This is a genomic window from Corynebacterium curieae, assembly GCF_027570035.1.
GTDB classification, from domain to species: domain Bacteria; phylum Actinomycetota; class Actinomycetes; order Mycobacteriales; family Mycobacteriaceae; genus Corynebacterium; species Corynebacterium curieae.
This window is the reverse complement of record NZ_JAKMUU010000005.1, coordinates 51,576-68,636: the sequence shown is the minus strand read 5'-3', so window position 1 is coordinate 68,636 and position 17,061 is coordinate 51,576. Positions and strand designations below refer to the sequence as shown.

General features: G+C 59.9%; 11 protein-coding genes. 6 read left to right on the top strand and 5 right to left on the bottom strand.

All coding sequences use genetic code 11. The features are described 5' to 3' along the window. The first annotated feature begins 14 nt into the window (after positions 1-14). Positions 15-758 (top strand): class I SAM-dependent methyltransferase, encoded by a 744-nt coding sequence (locus L8V01_RS09255; protein ID WP_269946781.1) that lies wholly within the window; start codon positions 15-17, stop codon positions 756-758. Between the two features lie 45 nt (positions 759-803). Here L8V01_RS09255 and L8V01_RS09250 read toward each other — a convergent pair whose 3' ends face one another. Next, on the bottom strand, positions 804-2,627 hold the full coding sequence (locus tag L8V01_RS09250) for a phosphoenolpyruvate carboxykinase (GTP) (RefSeq protein ID WP_269946780.1): 1,824 nt from the start codon (positions 2,625-2,627) through the stop codon (positions 804-806). A gap of 348 nt (positions 2,628-2,975) precedes the next feature. On the opposite strand from L8V01_RS09250, the gene trmB reads away from it, so the two are divergent. From trmB to L8V01_RS09225, 5 genes are read left to right on the top strand one after another with little or no spacing between them, the layout of a single operon-like run. Next, complete coding sequence (gene trmB, locus L8V01_RS09245; protein ID WP_269946779.1) at positions 2,976-3,752, top strand: tRNA (guanosine(46)-N7)-methyltransferase TrmB; 777 nt, start codon at positions 2,976-2,978, stop codon at positions 3,750-3,752. Continuing rightward, positions 3,753-4,346, top strand: a complete 594-nt coding sequence (locus L8V01_RS09240; protein WP_269946778.1) for an NYN domain-containing protein — start codon at positions 3,753-3,755, stop codon at positions 4,344-4,346. Between the two features lie 12 nt (positions 4,347-4,358). Continuing rightward, positions 4,359-6,512, top strand: coding sequence for an MMPL family transporter (locus L8V01_RS09235; RefSeq protein WP_269946777.1), 2,154 nt, complete (start codon positions 4,359-4,361; stop codon positions 6,510-6,512). Then, positions 6,513-7,529, top strand: coding sequence for a lysylphosphatidylglycerol synthase transmembrane domain-containing protein (locus L8V01_RS09230; RefSeq protein ID WP_269946776.1), 1,017 nt, complete (start codon positions 6,513-6,515; stop codon positions 7,527-7,529). After that, the gene (locus L8V01_RS09225) at positions 7,526-7,855 is read left to right on the top strand and encodes a DUF3054 domain-containing protein (RefSeq protein WP_269946775.1); all 330 of its coding nucleotides are present in this window, start codon (positions 7,526-7,528) and stop codon (positions 7,853-7,855) included. The genes L8V01_RS09230 and L8V01_RS09225 overlap by 4 nt, the downstream gene beginning before the upstream one ends. A 188-nt stretch (positions 7,856-8,043) precedes the next feature. Here L8V01_RS09225 and L8V01_RS09220 read toward each other — a convergent pair whose 3' ends face one another. The 4 genes from L8V01_RS09220 to L8V01_RS09205 form a co-directional block, all read right to left on the bottom strand. Continuing rightward, positions 8,044-9,600, bottom strand: coding sequence for an acyl-CoA carboxylase subunit beta (locus tag L8V01_RS09220; RefSeq protein ID WP_269946774.1), 1,557 nt, complete (start codon positions 9,598-9,600; stop codon positions 8,044-8,046). Then, a complete protein-coding gene (locus L8V01_RS09215; RefSeq protein WP_269946773.1) occupies positions 9,575-14,284 on the bottom strand; it encodes a type I polyketide synthase in 4,710 nt (1,569 codons plus the stop codon). Before L8V01_RS09215 ends, L8V01_RS09220 begins: the two co-directional genes overlap by 26 nt. 78 nt (positions 14,285-14,362) lie before the next feature. After that, positions 14,363-16,075: a fatty acyl-AMP ligase gene (locus L8V01_RS09210; RefSeq protein ID WP_269946772.1), complete on the bottom strand. Its 1,713-nt coding sequence runs from the start codon at positions 16,073-16,075 to the stop codon at positions 14,363-14,365. A 59-nt stretch (positions 16,076-16,134) separates the two neighbouring features. Then, complete coding sequence (locus tag L8V01_RS09205; RefSeq protein WP_269946771.1) at positions 16,135-17,052, bottom strand: cutinase family protein; 918 nt, start codon at positions 17,050-17,052, stop codon at positions 16,135-16,137. Between the last annotated feature and the right edge of the window lie 9 nt (positions 17,053-17,061).

Below are 17,061 nucleotides of genomic sequence, written 5' to 3'. Positions count from 1 at the left end.
TAGCCTAGTGGGTTATGAGACATACCCGTGAGATGGCCACGCTGCGCCGCTCCTTTCGGCTGCTGCGTTCCTTCCGCTTTGAGCAGACGCGCCCCGAGATTTTCTACGGCGGGCTAGCGGAAGATACGGCCGCCCTGGTAAATAGTCTCGGCCGCGACTTGGGCGTGCAGCTTCCTGGGGCACGGGTGCTCGATGTGGGCGGCGGACCGGGCTATTTTGCGGATGCCTTTGCCCGCCGCGGTGCCCGCTACGTGGGATTGGAGCCTGATGCCGGCGAAATGTCTGCGGCCGGCATCCACTTAAGCAATTCTGTGCGCGGAGACGGCACCAACCTGCCCTTTGCCGATGACTCTTTTGACGTAGTCTATTCCTCCAACGTGGCCGAGCACATCCCCAATCCCTGGGATATGGGCGAGGAGATGCTCCGCGTAACCCGCCCCGGTGGGCTCGCCATCCTGAGCTACACGGTATGGCTCGGGCCCTTTGGCGGCCACGAGACCGGCCTGTGGGAGCACTACATAGGCGGCGAGTTTGCCCGCGATCGCTATACCCGCCGCCACGGGCATCCGCCCAAGAATGTCTTTGGCACTTCGCTTTTCGACGTCCCCTGCTCCGCCGGCCTTGCCTGGGCGCAGAGCACCGGCGCGCTCCAACTCGCCTTCCCCCGCTACCATCCCAGCTGGGCTTGGTGGCTCACCCGTGTGCCAGGGGTGCGGGAGTTTGCGGTGTCTAACCTGACGTTGGTGCTACAAAAGTAGCCCCCAGCAACAGTGATGTTGCTGGGGGCTAGCTAGGCCTAGTTCTTAAGAGGCGTTCTCAACACGCTCCTTCAGAGCATGGAACTGGTCCCATACCTCGGACGGCACGCGGGAGCCCAAGAAGTTGAGGTAGCTGGCGTTGTCCTGCATATCGCCTTCCCATTCCTTGGGGTCGACGGCGAGAGCGGCGCGAACATCCTCGATATCGAAGTCGATGCCTTCGAGGTCAATATCTTCGGCGCGGGCGGTGTGGCCTACGACGGTCTCCTCGGCCTCAACATTGCCTTCGATACGGTCAATGATCCACTTGAGCACGCGGGAGTTCTCGCCGAAGCCCGGCCACAGGAAGCGGCCGTCGTCGCCACGGCGGAACCAGTTGACCAGGAAGATAGACGGCATACGGTCGCCGCCCTTTTCACCCATATCGATCCAGTGCTGCAAGTAGTCGCCAGCGTTGTAGCCCATGAACGGCAGCATAGCCATCGGATCGTGGCGCAGGGTGCCGACGTTGCCCTCTGCTGCAGCGGTCTGACCGGAAGCCAACAGGGCGCCGATCATGGTGCCGTGGTTCCAGTCAAAGGACTGGGTGACCAGTGGAACGGTGGTCTTGCGGCGGCCACCGAAGAGGATGGCGTCAATCTTCACGCCCTGCCAGTCGTCGTACTCCGGAGCGGCGCTCGGGCACTGGGAAATCGGCACACAGTAGCGAGAGTTCGGGTGCGCTGCCTTTGTAGAAGATTCCGGAGTCCAGTCTTCGCCGGTCCAATCGATGAGGTGCTCTGGCGCCTCCTTAGACATTTCCTCCCACCAGACATCGCCGTCATCAGTAAGCGCAACGTTGGTGAAGATGGTGTTGCCCGGCTCCATGGTCTGCATGGCAATAGGGTTGGAATCGTAGTTGGTGCCAGGAGCCACACCGAAGAAGCCGTTTTCCGGATTCACGGCGTAGAGACCGTCCTCGCGCAGGTGCAGCCAGGCAATATCGTCACCGACGACCTCGGCCTTCCAGCCAGGGATGGTCGGGGTAATCATGGCCAGGTTGGTCTTGCCGCATGCCGACGGGAAAGCGGCAGCCACGTGGTACTTCTTACCTTCTGGGTTGGTGAGCTTCAGGATGAGCATGTGCTCAGCCATCCAGCCCTCTTCCTTGGCCATCACAGAAGCGATGCGCAGGGCGTAACACTTCTTCGCCAGGATGGCGTTGCCGCCGTATCCGGAACCGTAGGACCAGATTTCCTTCGTCTCGGGGAACTGGGTGATGTACTTAGTGTCATTGCATGGCCACGCCACATCTTCCTGGCCTGGCTCCAGCGGGGCACCCACGGAGTGCAGGGCGTGGACAAAGTTGCCATCGGCACCAATCTTCTCTAAGGCCTCGGCACCCATGCGAGTCATGATGCGCATGGAGAGCACAACATAGGCGGAGTCAGTTAGCTGCACGCCCAACTTCGGTTCCGGATCGCTAATAGGACCCATGCAGAAGGGAACCACGTACATAGTGCGGCCCTTCATGGATCCACGGAACGCCTCCGTCATTTCTTCCTTCATTGCAGCTGGCGGCGCCCAGTTATTGGTGGGGCCAGCGCCATCTTCACTCTCGGTACAGATGAAGGTGCGGGATTCCACGCGTGCAACATCGGAAGGGTTGGAACGAGCCAAGTAGGAATTAGGTCGCTTTTCTTCGTTCAGCTTGATAAGCGTGCCCTTTTCCACCAGCTCGCCAGCCAAACGGTCAGCCTCGTCCTGGGAGCCGTCTACAAAGACCACCTGGTCCGGCTGGAAAAGCTCAACGTTCTCGCTGATCCAGCCGATAAGCTTTTCGTTTTTAGTCGGCAGCTCTCCGACGAGCCCTGGGATAGTGGCGGTCATTAGTAATTCTCCTGAGGGTGGGTGTGAAAATTGGAGTAAGAAACCCCAACTGTGCCTTCCACCTCAAGATTAACGTGCCAATCCGAATAATTTGCGCAGATTTCATCACACCGGTTATATCCACCGCGTTAACCAGAACTTCACCAAGCGCACACGAAGGTGGTGTGGTAAAAATCGCCTTTTTTCATCCCCCTTTCTGGGGGCCTATTACCCTCCCCTACAGGTGCCTAACCTATCGACTGCCACCCCCAACCGGCCCCACTGGTTATACCCAGGATGCCATCGTCACCAGTGCCCCACGGCGCGGCGTATTGCTTGGCAGGGCTAAGCAGGGAAAAATAGGCCGCAATGAATAGCACAAATAACTCTCAAAATGCCCGCGCTGGGGAAATGCCCCCAGGCCGCCCTCCACAGACCGATTTCAACGCCGTTTTCAACAACGAGCTTGATTACCCGCGCCTAGGCAACGTCACTTTCCGCCGCGGTACGCTCACCGAAAACCAGCATGAGCTTTTTGAAAAGCGCTGGCCAGAGCTTGGCCGCGTGCTAGAAGACGAGGTCATTGACCTCGATTCCTGGTTCGGCCGCAGCGGCGCTAAGACCATCGTAGAAATCGGTTCTGGCACCGGCACCTCAACCGCCGCCATGGCGCCGAAGGAGGCCGATACCAATATCATCGCCGTCGAGCTATACAAGCCGGGCCTAGCCAAACTGCTGGGCCAGATTGAGCGTGAGGGTATCGAGAACATCCGCATGATCCGCGGCGATGGCATCGAGGTCATGATGCGCATGTTTGAGCCGGAATCCCTCGACGGCATTCGCGTCTTCTTCCCAGATCCGTGGCCAAAGGCGCGCCACCACAAGCGGCGCATCATCCAATCCGGCACGCTGAACCTATTTGCCTCTCGGTTAAAAAAGGACGGCGTGCTGCACGTCGCTACTGACCACGCCGGATATGCCGAATGGATAGATGAGCTAGTCGAGGTAGAGCCAAGCCTGGATTACAAGGGCTGGCCATGGCCAGAGTGCCCGCAATTGGTGGACCGCCAGGTCATCACCAAGTTCGAGGGCAAGGGCCTAGATAAGGAACACGTGATTACGGAGTACCTCTGGGAGAAGAAATAAATGAGCACCTATTTACTTGTCTGGGATGCACCCAATATGGACATGGGCTTAGGCTCCCTGCTGGGCGGGCGACCCACCGCCGCCCACCGCCCGCGCTTCGACGCTATCGGCCGCTGGCTGGTGCACCTTGCTCAAGATGTCGATGCAGAACCGCGCGCCGATGTCTTTACCAATGTCACCCCAGGTGGCGCCGATGTCATCCGTCCCTGGGTAGAAGCCATCCGCAACGTGGGCTTCGGTGTTTTTGCCAAGCCCAAGATCCACGACGATGATGACGTGGATCCGGATATGCTCGAGCACATCGACAATCTCCGCGCGGATCTAGCCGGCGTCATTGTTGCCTCCGCCGATGGCCAGAACTTCCAAGAGCCTTTGGAAGAACTCATCTCCGAAGGCGTTCCCGTTACAGTCCTTGGATTCCACGAGCATGCCGCTTGGGCGGTAGGCCATGCGGATATCAACTTTGTGGATTTGGAAGATATTGAGGGCGTATTCCGCGAACCGTTACCGCGCGTCAACCTGGATAACCTGCCCGAGGGTGGTGCATGGCTGCAGCCATTCCGTCCTCTGGCTGCCCTGCTTAATAACCGCTAGGAGGCTGCCCCAATGTTTGAGAAATGGGGACGTTTTTCCTACGCACACCGTCGGCTCATCCCTGCTATCATCGTCGCCGCTATCCTTGCGCTCTTTGTGGGCTTTGGATTGCAGCTTGAAGACCGCATGAGCCAGGAGGGCTGGGAGGATCCCAATGCGGCGTCGACAAGCGCAGCGCAGATCGAGCAAGAGGCTTTTGGCCGTGATAACTCCGGCGATGTCATCTTGCTCTTTCACTCCCCCGATGAGAATTTCGACGCCGCCAAGCAGCACTTGGCGCAGCTGAAATCGGAGTACCCGGACCAAATTGACTCGGTGACCAGCTACTTCGATACGAAGAACCCGAACCTGGTCAATGATGATCATTCACTAGCCTTCGCAGCCATCGGGCTCAAAGGCGATGACGAGCAGACGCTCAAGGATTTCCGCACCATCCAGGACGCGCTTACGGATACCTCCGCGCCGGTGGAGATTGCGGGCGCTACCGCGGTTGCTGATGCCCTCGATAACGGCATGTCCCACGATATCTCCCGGGCCGAAAAAGCCGCCCTTCCATTGGTGGGCATCCTTCTGCTAGTGGTCTTTGGCTCCGTCGTCGCGGCCTGCATGCCGCTCATTGTCGGCGGCCTCTCCATCCTGGGCTCACTAGGAATCCTGTCCATTTTAGCGGGATTCTCCCAGGTCAATGTCTTTGCTCAGGCCGTCGTCACGCTGCTGGGGCTCGGCCTAGCCATCGACTACGGCCTCTTTATGGTCTCTCGCTTCCGCGAAGAGCTGGACAAGGGCCGGTCGACCGAGGAGGCGGTGGCGACCACCACCGCAACTGCTGGCCAGACCGTAGTCTTTTCCGCAGCCATGGTCGCCGTGGCGCTTTCGGGGCTCTTCCTCTTCCCGCAAGCCTTCCTGAAGTCCGTGGCCTATGGCTCCATTTCCGCCGTGGGCCTAGCAGCGCTGCTCTCGGTGACCGTCCTGCCCTCCATTTTTGGCATGCTTGGCCCCAAGATCGATACCTGGTCCGTGCGCCGTACCTCGCGGACGGCCCGCACCATCGAGGACACCTGGTGGTACAAGCTGCCGCGTTGGGCAATGCGCCATGCTCGCGGGCTGACCATCGCCGTGTGCGGCCTGCTCATCGCGCTCACCCTGCCTATCATGAGCATCACCTTCGGCGGCATCAACGAATCCTACTTGCCGCCTGACCAAGACACCCGCGTGGCACAAGACAAATTCAACGAGGAATTCCCCACCTTCCGCACGGAGCCAGTCAAACTCGTCGTGGAAAATGCGTCGAACCAGCAGCTTGTCGACGTCGTCATGCAGGTCCGCGGCCTCGACGGCCTCACCGAACCCATGGCGCCGACGACCGCCACCAAGGATGGCACGACCGTTCTTTCCGCTGGCATTGAAGATCGCGATGATTACGCGAAGATCGTCCACGAACTGGAAGACATTAAGGCCCCTGAGGGCGTGAACCTTTATGTAGGAGGCACGCCTGCCATGGAGGTGGAATCCCTCGATGCGCTCTTCCACAAGCTGCCGTGGATGGCGCTCTACGTGGTGCTGGCAACGTTCCTGCTCATGGCGCTGGTTTTCGGTTCCTTCGTGCTGCCACTCAAGGCCATCGTGATGACGCTTTTGACCTTGGGGGCAACGTTGGGGATATTGACCCTGATGTTCGTCGCAGGCCTAGGCGCGGATGTCCTCAACTTCACCCCAGGCCCGCTGATGAGCCCCATCTTGGTGCTTATCATCGCCATTGTCTATGGCCTATCCACCGACTATGAGGTTTTCTTAGTCTCCCGCATGGTGGAGGCCCGCCGGCGTGGTTCCTCAACCGATGAGGCCATTGCTGCCGGTACCGCGCATACGGGCGGCATCATCACCGCGGCAGCACTCATCATGATTGTGGTCTCCGGCGCTTTCGGCTTCTCCGATATCGTGATGATGAAATACATCGCTTATGGGATGATTTTTGCCCTGCTTATCGATGCCACCATTGTCCGCATGCTCCTCGTGCCCGCCGTCATGCACCTATTGCGCGAAGATAACTGGTGGGCACCTAGCTGGCTGCGCCACGCCACCACCACTTTGACCGGTGGCGCTACACACCGCGGCAAGACTGTTCCCTTCTCTGAGCTCAAGCAACGCCTCGAAGGAGATAAATAAGTGAAGAAGTGGCTGCGGCTTATCGCCTCGCTCATCGTCCTGCTTATCCTGATCTATGTCTTCCGCGATGAGTTGGACTTCCTGCGCGAAGGCTTCTCGCGGCTGTCCCACTCCGATCCCGCTGCGGTAGCACTCGTAGTCATCGCCTCCATCGTGGCGGTACTCGCCATGGGCGAGGTCATGCGCTTGCTCATTCGCGCCGGCGGCGTCACGGTACCGGCCTCGGAGACGGCCGCTCTAACACTGGCCGCTAATGCCTGGTCCACCACCCTTCCGGCCGGCCCGGCCTTTTCCGCGATCCTCACCTTCTACGTGCAGCGCACGTGGGGAGCTTCCGTCATGCTGTGTGGGTGGTTCTTTGTCCTGTCCTCTGCCATTTCCACCATGTGGCTCGTGCTCATCGGCTTGGGCGGCGTGCTTTTCCTCAATGCAGATATGGCACTGTGGTCTCTCATCGGCACCCTCGTGCTCATGTTGGCGCTCTCCGGCGGCCTCTTCTGGCTGACCAATCACCCGGATAAAATCATTCGCTGGCTCAACCGCCAAAAGCTCATTAAAGGCTCCAAGCGCGAAGCCATCGTAGACCAGGTCAAGAATCTGGAAGAGGTACACCTTACCCGCCGCCAATTCGCCTGGGTATCTTTTTACTCCCTGGCCAACCGACTGATCGATATGGTCTCGCTATGGGGCTGTGTGTGGGCCGTTACCGGCCACCTACCAGCCCTGCACGCGGGCGAGGACACGACGACTATGGCCGGCGTGGCGCTGGCTTATCTCACCGCCAAGCTGGCCGGCTCCGCTCAGGTAACGCCGGCCGGCCTCGGTACGGTAGAGGCCGCCATCATCGCCACCCTGGTTGCTACCGGCATGACTGCGGTGGATGCTACTAGCGCGGCAATTATCTATCGCCTGATTTCCTTTGCCTTGATCACCATCATTGGCTGGGTAATCTACTTCTGGCACTATGCCCGCAAGGGCATTACCTATGCCGCCTTGAATCGAAAGGAAAACGCATGAGAATCGCCCCCATCATCGATATCATCGCTTTGATGCTTTTTGCTGTGGCCGCCCGCATCGCCCACGGCGGGCTGAGTTTTTCCACCTGGGTGGATGCCTTCTGGCCATGGGCCGTAGGTGCGCTCATCGGCTGGGCCATCATCCTGGCCGCCAAGGTGCAGGGCAAGTGGAAGGAAGGCGGCATCGTCTGGCTAGGCGCCGTCGTGGGCGGCATGGCCCTGTGGATGCTAGTCAATGGCCGCCTGCCGCACTGGAGCTTCCTTATCGTAGCGACGGTGATGTCCGCACTATTTTTCTTTGGCTGGCGGCTTTTCGCCCGCAAATAAAAATAAGGAGGGTTTAACCCTCCTTATTTTTTGCTTCACTTACTTGGAGCTTACCGGTACGCCTGCCTGATTGAGAATGTCGGCGACGAAAGCGATGATCTCGCTGACGATATCCACAGCGCTAGACAAAATCATAGATAACTCCTTCACTAGGATTAGCTCTTTATATGCTATCCAAGCACATGGCGTTACATCGGGGCAATGGTGTGCTTCTTTGGCAGATCGCTTTCCTGCTTAGTGGCCAACTGGCGCAGCGCTTGGCGGAGGGCCAACCGGGACTGATTCGGTTGAATCATGGCATCTAGGTAGCCACGCTCGGCCGCAACATACGGTGCGGTCATGGTCTCATCGTAGAAATCCATGAACATCTTCTTGGTCATCTCGCGCTGCTCAGGGGTCTCGGCCGCCTCCAGCTGCTTGCCTGCAATCATCACCACGGCAGCGGCCGCACCCATCACGGCAATCTGCGCGGTAGGCCACGCCAAGTTGATATCACCGGTCAGATTCTTCGAGCCCATCACGGCATAGGCGCCACCGTAGGCCTTGCGCACGATAAGCGAGACCTTCGGCACGGTGGCTTCTACCACGGCGAAGGCAAACTTGGCGCCGCGGTGGATAAGCCCCACCTTTTCCTGCTCCACGCCCGGCAGGTAGCCCGGAGTATCCACCACAAAGACCAGCGGAATATTGTAAGCATCGCAGATGCGGATAAAGCGCGCGCCCTTATCGGCGGCGTCGGCATCAATGCAGCCCGCAAGGTGCATGGGATTATTGGCAACAAAGCCCACCGTCTTACCATCGATGCGGCCGAAAGCGGTGATCATATTGGGCGCGAAGTTCTCTTGAATCTCAATGATGTCCTCGTCGTCGCCCAGTTGGGTCAACAAATCCATCATGTCGTAGCCGGCATTGGTGTCATCCGGCATGAAGGCGTTGAGGTCTTCGTCTTCTGCCACTTCGGCGTCGGAAGGCGCAGCGAATTCCGGCGATTCATCGAAGCAGGTCAGCGGCAGGTGGTCGAGGAGATCGCGGACCATGTCAAAGGCATCCTCCTCAGAGGGAACGACCGCGGAGACGTTGCCGTTGAGCTCCTGCTGGCGAGCACCGCCCAGCTCGGCGGAGGTAATGTCCTCACCAGTGACTTCGCGAATAACGTTCGGGCCGGTGACATACATTTCCGCTTCCTCATCCACGGCAATGACAAAGTCCGTGGTCACAGGAGCATAGACGGCGCCACCGGCGGATTTGCCCATCATGATGGAAATCTGCGGGCTGCGGCCGGACAGCGGGAGCTGGCGGCGGGCGATCTCGGAATACATGGCCAGCGAGGTCACCGCATCCTGAATGCGGGCGCCGCCGGAGTCCTGAATACCGATGACCGGGCAGCCAATCTTGATCGCCATGTCCATGACCTCGGTGACCTTCTTGCCAAAGGTCACGCCGACGGAGCCGCCATAGACGGTCTTATCGTGGGCATAAATGCACACGGGACGGCCGGAGATGCGGCCATAGCCGGTGACCACGCCATCGGAATAGATGGCGTCGGGGTCACCCGGGGTCTTGCCCAAAGAACCGGTTTCGACGAAGGAACCCTCATCCAGCAGTTCATTGATGCGCTGGCGAGGCGTGGTGCGCCCAGCCTCGTCGCGGCGCTTGCGGGAGCGCTCACTGCCTGGGTCCTGCGCCTTATCTAGGCGCTCGCGCAGGTCAGCGAGTTTCTCAGCGGTTGTCTGCTTGGCCGCCACGTATCTTCTCCTCGATCCATTCGTCCATATGCTTGCCCACGATGCCGATGGCCGGCTCGTCGGGCACTGCAAGGTGATCGCCTTGCAGTTGCACAATTTCTAGATCTTTAACGATAACTCCCCAACCTCCGTCGGGGTCAATCTCAGCGTAGCGCGGCTCCAGCTCGATCGCACCGTCGTGCATGCGCTCGGAACGGAAGAGCAGAACCGGCACGGTCACATCGGCCCAGCGGTGGAAATCGATCTTGGCCAAGATCTGGTTATCCACGAAGGAGGCGCGCTGGTGCTCCAGAACGCCGGCGGCTAGGCCGTGCTCGGAGGCGTCGGTAGTAGCGAGAAACTCCGCCAGCATGGTCATGAGTGCGTCCTCGCCCATGGTCTCGAGCATCTCGTACGGCGGCTCGAAGTCGAGACCGTAGGTCTTTTTGGCAAAGGCCGCGTAGCGCTCCCACCGGGCACGGGTTTCTTCCGGCGTGTCCGGGGCCGGGTGGGATGGCTGGGTGGTATCTAGCAGCGCGATAAACGCCACGTCCACCGAGTCTTGGCCGCGCTGGGTTCGCTGATGTAGCTGGTAGGCCGCCTCGTAGGCCAGCGCGCCGCCGAATGACCAACCGCCGAGTACGACCTTGCGGCCGCGAGCGTAGTGCAGGATGTCCTCGATATAGGCCTCGGCCCGCTCCTCTAGCGAGCCCTCGATTCGCTCTACGCCGTAGACGGCCACATCTTCGGGCAGGCGGCGAGTCAGCGGCTGGTAGACCACAGTGGTGCCACCGGCTGGGTGGAACATGAATACGGCAGGACCCTCAGCCTCGCGCAGGACGCGGATATTGCCTTCTACCTCGGTTTCCAACCCCTCGCGGACTAGGTCGGCCAAGGTCTCTAGCGACTCGGCCTCGTGGACCTGTTCGGCCGTGACCTGGATTCCTGCGCGTTCGGTTAGACGCTCGGCAATCTGGGTGGCAACCTCGTCGCTCACCTCTGGCAGTGCCGAAGTGACACCCGCCGCGGCCTTGCCAGTAAACGTGGCCCATGTACCAAAGACCATGCGCTCGGAGGCATCGCGCGGGGCAACGCCCACGCCTTGTCCGGGCTCGTCTTCTTCCGGTGCAGGAGTATCTTCAGTAGCGATCTCGCTGGTATCCACGCTGCCACCGGCTACAGCCTCTTCCACCATGGAAATAACATCTGCCAGGGAGGCGTCGCGCAGCGCCTGTACCTGTAGCGGCGGAATCTGGAAGTCATTTTCCACACGGTTCTTAATGCGCATACCCATCAGGGAATCCAGGCCCAAGTCAATGAGCGGCAGCTCGCGCGGCAGGTCAGAGACGTCGTAGCCCATGGATTCAGACACGATGAGCGCGAGGCGTTCCTCCACGGTTTCCTCCGTCGGGTCCCAGCGCACGGCATCGACTTCTTCGGTTGCTGCAGGCTCACTCGAGCCTTCAGGCACATCGGCCACGCCCGGGATTGGCGCCGCACCCAAGTCCAAGGCAGAGGCAAAGCCTTCTGCCAAAAGCTCGGTCTGCGCGCCCCGGACAGCGTAGACGGCTACGGACATGCCACCGATGGACTGGCTTACCACCGTGGTGACCTCACCGCGCGGAGGCAGATCGGCATGCTCCTCGGTGGCGATGATGCGCGCTCCAGGCTTGACGGTCTCGGCCGCGGCCTCCACGATGGCCAGCGCAGACGGCGCCTGGTCCGCATTGGTAGAGAAGGCCACCTTGCCCTCTGGCAGGTTGACGCGAGCCCCCGGCAGGCCGGATACGCCGGCCGACGGGCGGGCATTGGTCCAGAATCGCTGGCGGTTGAACTGAGTATAGGGTGCCTCTACGCGCGCACCGGAGCCAAATACCGCGCCGAAGTCCACCGGCATGCCGGTGACATAAAGCTTGCTGAGCAGGTCCAATAGCGATTCAGTGGGATCTACCTTGCGCTTCAACGCATACAGCAGCTGCGCATCTGCCTTGCCCACGGCGAAGGCGGTGGACATCAGGCCCATCAGCGCAACCGGGTTCGGCGAGATTTCTACCAGCTGGGTATGGCCGGCGTTGAAGGCCGCCTCGGTGGCATCCTGCAGGTAGACCGAGTGGCGGGTCATGCGCAGCCAGTAATCCTCATCGTGCACGGTGGTCCCGGGGCGATAGACCTCGCCCTTATCCACAGAGGAAAACAGCGGGGTGTGCAGCGGCTTGGCTTCCATGCCGGCGATGGCTGCATGCAGCTCGCCCAGGATGGGGTCCACAGCCGAGGTGTGCCCGGCCGCCTTCACATTGAGGGCGCGGGCGAACTTGCCCTCACCATCGAGCTTTTCCACCAGATCCAGCACCTCTTGGCGCGGGCCGCCCACGGTCGTCATGCCGGGGCCGGTGTACACGGCGGGCTCGATGTTTCCGTCAAGCGCGGCAATATCCTCGGCCGAGAGCTCTACTACGGCCATGGCTCCTTGCTCGGCATCGCTTAGCGACGCCTCGCCCTCACCCATCAGCCGCGCGCGGTGGCAAGCAATCACCATGGCGTCCTCGGCGGAAATTCCGCCTGCGGCATAGGCCGCTGCAATCTCGCCCATGGACATGCCCATCACACCGGCTGGGCGCACGCCAAAGGAAGCGAGCAAGTCCGTCAGCGCGATCTGGATGGCGGTAATGGCCACCTGGGCGGTCTCGGTGTCATATGTTTGGGCATCATCATTGACGATGTCCAAGATGGACCATCCGGACTCAAAGTCCACGATGACATCCAACTCTTCTAGGCGGGCCTTAAACTGCGGCGAGAGCGCAATCATGTCCTTGGCCATCTTGCGATGCTGGGAGCCGAAACCGGAGTAAACAAATACTGGCCCCGGTACCTGCGGGGAATCCGCAGCGGCAATACCGACGGATACCTTACCCTCGGCCACCTGGCGCAGGCGCTTGACCGCTTCCTCGGTGGAGCTAGCCATCACGATGGCACGCGAGCGGGAATGATTGCGGCGGGCGACGGTCCGGGCGACGTCGACAAGCGCGGGCTTTTCCGCCTCGATAAAGTCTGCCAACAGTGCCGCAGCGCGCGCCCGGCGCGATGGTAAGAGGCCAGAGACCGGCAACGCGACCGTTTCGGTGGAAAGCTGCGGCTCACGCTCGGCTGGGGTGCCGCGGTAATCGGTGAGCACGACGTGTGCATTGGTGCCGCCGAAACCAAAGCCGGATACGCCGGCGATCTTACGGCCGGAGTATTCGGGCCACTCGCGCGGATCCTCAACTACTTCGAGGCGCTCGGCCTCGAAATCGATATAGCGGTTTGGCGCCGAGTAGTTGATATTGGCCGGAATGACGTCATTGCGCATGGCCTGAATGACCTTGATGAGGCCTACCACGCCCGCGGCGGATTCGGAGTGTCCGATATTGGTCTTGGCCGAGCCGAGCAAAATAGGAGTATCGACCCCGCGACCCGCGCCGAGCACACGACCCAAAGCGGAAGCTTCGATCGGATCGCCCAAAATAGTGCCGGTGCCGTGGGCCTCAATATAGTCCACATCCTGCGGATTGACACCTGCATCGGCATAGGCGCGGCGCAGCACATCCTCCTGTGCCTCCGGGTTCGGGGCGGTCAGGCCATTGGAGTGGCCATCGGAGTTGACGGCCGAGCCCTTAATGACGGCCAAGATATCGTCGCCGTCCGCCTCAGCATCCTCCAAGCGCTTGAGCACGAGGACGCCGGCGGCGTCGGCACGCACGATGCCATCGGCGTCGTCAGAAAAAGCGTGAATGGCGCTCGTAGGAGAGGTAACGCCCAACTCCGAGAACGCTGTGGACGCATGCGGGGCGGCCAGAATATTCACGCCGCCGGCCAGCGCCACGTCCGCGCTTCCCGTGCGCAGATCCTTCATCGCCTGGTTCACTGCTACGAGGGAGGAAGAGCAGGCCGTATCCACGTTGATGGAAGGGCCGCGGAAATCCAGGGCATAGGAAATGCGGTTGGCCACCACAGCAGAAGAAATGCCAGTCAACGCATACGGGTGCATCTCGGCGGAATCGGCACCAATGAGCATGCCGTAGTCATTATTGGTCGATCCCATATACACGCCGGTCTGCGTGCCTCGCAGCTCATTGGCGGGGACACCAGCGTTTTCCAGTGCTTCCCACACCAGCTCCAGCAGGATGCGCTGCTGCGGATCCATATTGGCTGCCTCGAGTGGGGAAAGACCAAAGAACTCGGCATCAAAGGAGGCAATATCCTCGATATAACCGCCATCGGTATTTTGCTGGGCAATCTTCTCGCTCATCACCGGATCGGCGGAATACTCGGACCACCGGCCCATGGGCAGCGGGCCGGTGCCTGCGCGGGATTCCGCCAGCATAGACCAGAATTCCTGGGCATTCTTTGCACCTGGGAAGCGGCCCGAAAGACCAATAACCGCAACATCGGCTCCATGCGCTATCTGGGGAGCGTGCTCCTCGGGCTGCGCCACTGGCGCGTTCAACAGACGATCCGCCAGCAGCTCGATGGTCGGGTACTCGTATGCCACGGTGGCATCGAGGCGGGTACCGAGAAGATTTTCCAGTTCGCCAGATAGCACTACAGCATCCCGCGAGGAGAGACCATAATTTTCCAGCGGCTTGGAATCTAGGATCTCTTCGGGGGAAACACCGGTGGCCTGGGCGACCCAGTCACGCAGCCATGCTCGCAGTTGCTCGATGGTCATAAAAGGTCTTTCATTACGGGAAGTTATTAAATGGCATAAAGGTATATCGCTATATATTGTCACTTTGTTAGCGATAAATCAGATTCCTACATAGTTCTTCTTAGCTACACGGCGCGCAATCTTGCCGGAAGAAGTACGGTTGATTTCCCCTGGCGCCTTCCACACGATGTCATCCGGCGTGATTCCATGATGCGAGGTGACGGCGGTGCGAATGGCCTCGGAAGCCTCGGCATCGTCTGCCGGCTGCGCATCATCAGCGCGCTCCACCAACAATACGAGAGATTCAGCATCCTTGCCTTCCACGGAAAAAGCGGCAACGGAGTCCGGCCGCACCTGGGCGGAAGCTGCTTGAACGGTGCCTTCAATATCCTGCGGATAGTGATTGCGCCCAGCAATGACGATAAGGTCCTTCAGACGCCCGGTGATATAAAGCTCGCCATCCACTATGGCGGCTAGGTCACCGGTTGCCATCCAGTAATCATCCTCTGGCAGGCCTTCTTGCTGACGATCACCCAAGGTATTGCGGAACGTTGCAGAAGTTTTCTCTGGTCGGTTGAGGTAGCCGGAGGCGATATTGGGACCGTGCACCCAGATTTCTCCAATAACACCATCCTCAACCTCAGCGCGCGTTTCTGGGTCCACGATGGCCAAGTGCTGATGCGGCACACACTGCCCATTGGATGCATAGGCCACAGTCGCATCGGACTTATCCTCAATGACGGCGCGCCCCGCGGCCAACGCCGCACGGTTGAAGTGCGAGATGACCGGGCGCTTTTCGGTTTGCGGGGTGGACACAATCAGTGCTGCCTCCGCCAAGCCATAGGACGGGCGCAGCACAGAGCGGTCCGCACTGAAAGCACGCAGGAAGGAATCCACTGCCGTTTCCGTGACCGGCTCGGATCCAATGATGATTCCTGCTACGCGTGAGAAATCAGCGTCCTTGGCATGGCGCGCAGCGAGCTCCAGCGCAAAATTAGGAATTGCGGAATACGTGGCTTGCTCGCCGGCGGTGAGACGCCGGACCCAGCGGTCTGGGTGTTGAATGAAATCACGTGGGGTCATCATCTCGAAATCCAAGCCCAAGATGGTAACGAATACGGCCAGGATGATGCCCATATCGTGGTGCATCGGCAGCCATGAGACGATACGAGCCGGCATCTGCAGTTGCAGCGCTTGGAAGATCTGCGCGACATTGGTGATGATTGCTCGGTTGGTTAACTCCACGCCGGCCGGGGTTCGGGTGGAGCCCGACGTGTACTGCAAGAAGGCGGTGTCCCCTGCAGCTCCTTCCACGGGGGTCCAAGAGCTAGCCAAAGAATCTGGCAGGGCATCGAGGGAAATAACCCGCGGGCGCTCGCGCTGGCCGGAGAAGTACTTACGCACGGCAGCGGCAGAAACGCGATTAGTGACCACGATGGACGGTTCACAATCGCCAAATACAGCCTTGAGGTGGTCCGCGTGCCCCGGTTCATTGGGGTCATAGAGTGGAATCGGCACCATGCCCGCATACAGCGCACCCAAGAAACCAAAGACGTACTCCGGTGAATTACCCGCCAAGATGGCCACGCGGGTACCGGGCTCGGCTACCTGCTGGAGGCGCCCAGCCACCACCTTGATGCGGTTATTGACCTGCGCGCGGGTAAGTTCCCGGCAAGTCTCTTCCTCGCCATAGATCCACTGGCGCATCATCACGCGGTCTGGATCGGTCTCGGATTGGAAGAGCTTTTCCGCCAGCTGGGCCAAGGTGAACTCGGGCGCCAAAAATTGCCCCATCTGCGCTTTCAGATCCATCGAATCTCCTTTGGTAAATGGTTTCGTTAATAAAACTATCGGAGTTGGGAGAATAGTTGTTACGCGCCGTCGATAAGCTGGTGAGCCCAGCCCACAACCCACTGGTTGGCCGTGGTGCCATCAATAACGCCACTATTGGAGGCGTACTGTGCATGGACGCCATTCGCGGCAATCAAACCCTGCGCACGTTCGAGGGCATTAGAGACATTCGGCGGGGCGTCACAGACCGAATCATTGGGCGCACAGATCTGGAACGTACGATCTGCCAGGCTACCGAACCCATTCGGGCGCGCACCACGCATGGATGCGCCCGGCACGATGGGCTGGACCAAACCGGATACCGGCTGGAGGGCAATCTCCGCACCCACGCCACCGACTTTGCGGCCTGGGTTTTGTCCAACACCGTTTTGGCGGCGGCCGTCTGCAATAAGGGCCACGCCGGCAATATTTTCCGCCGGGACCGCACCCTGGCCCCCACCAATTTCATCGGCCACGTCACCAGCAATAACTGCGCCCTGAGAGAAGCCGCTCAGAATGAATTTGGTCTCCGGGCAGCTTTCATGCACGCCACGCAACTCGTCATTCATCTTTGCGGTGCCCTCGTTACGGGAATCGTCGTAACTCATCTCATGCTGCGCATTGATGTTTTTAAACTGCGCAGTATAAGGAAGAGTCCATATCTTTACGTCCTCCCCATAGGCCTCCTGCAACGGCTTCGTAATAGACAGCATGAACGAGCGCGGATTGGCAGAAGGATTGAGGGGGTCGTCGTCAGCCGCGGATTCCCACGTACCTGGGGCGGAAATGAACTCCACGCGAGGGCACCACTCAGGCTGCTGCGGTTGCGGCGGCGCAGCCTGCTCCGTGGGGTGCGGAGCAGGGGAATCATCAGTGCCACTGTTGAGGTAACGCGACGCGCCCACGCCGATGACAGCTAAAACGACGAGGACAGCGACGACGGTAATGGTTTTTCTCATGGATTAGTT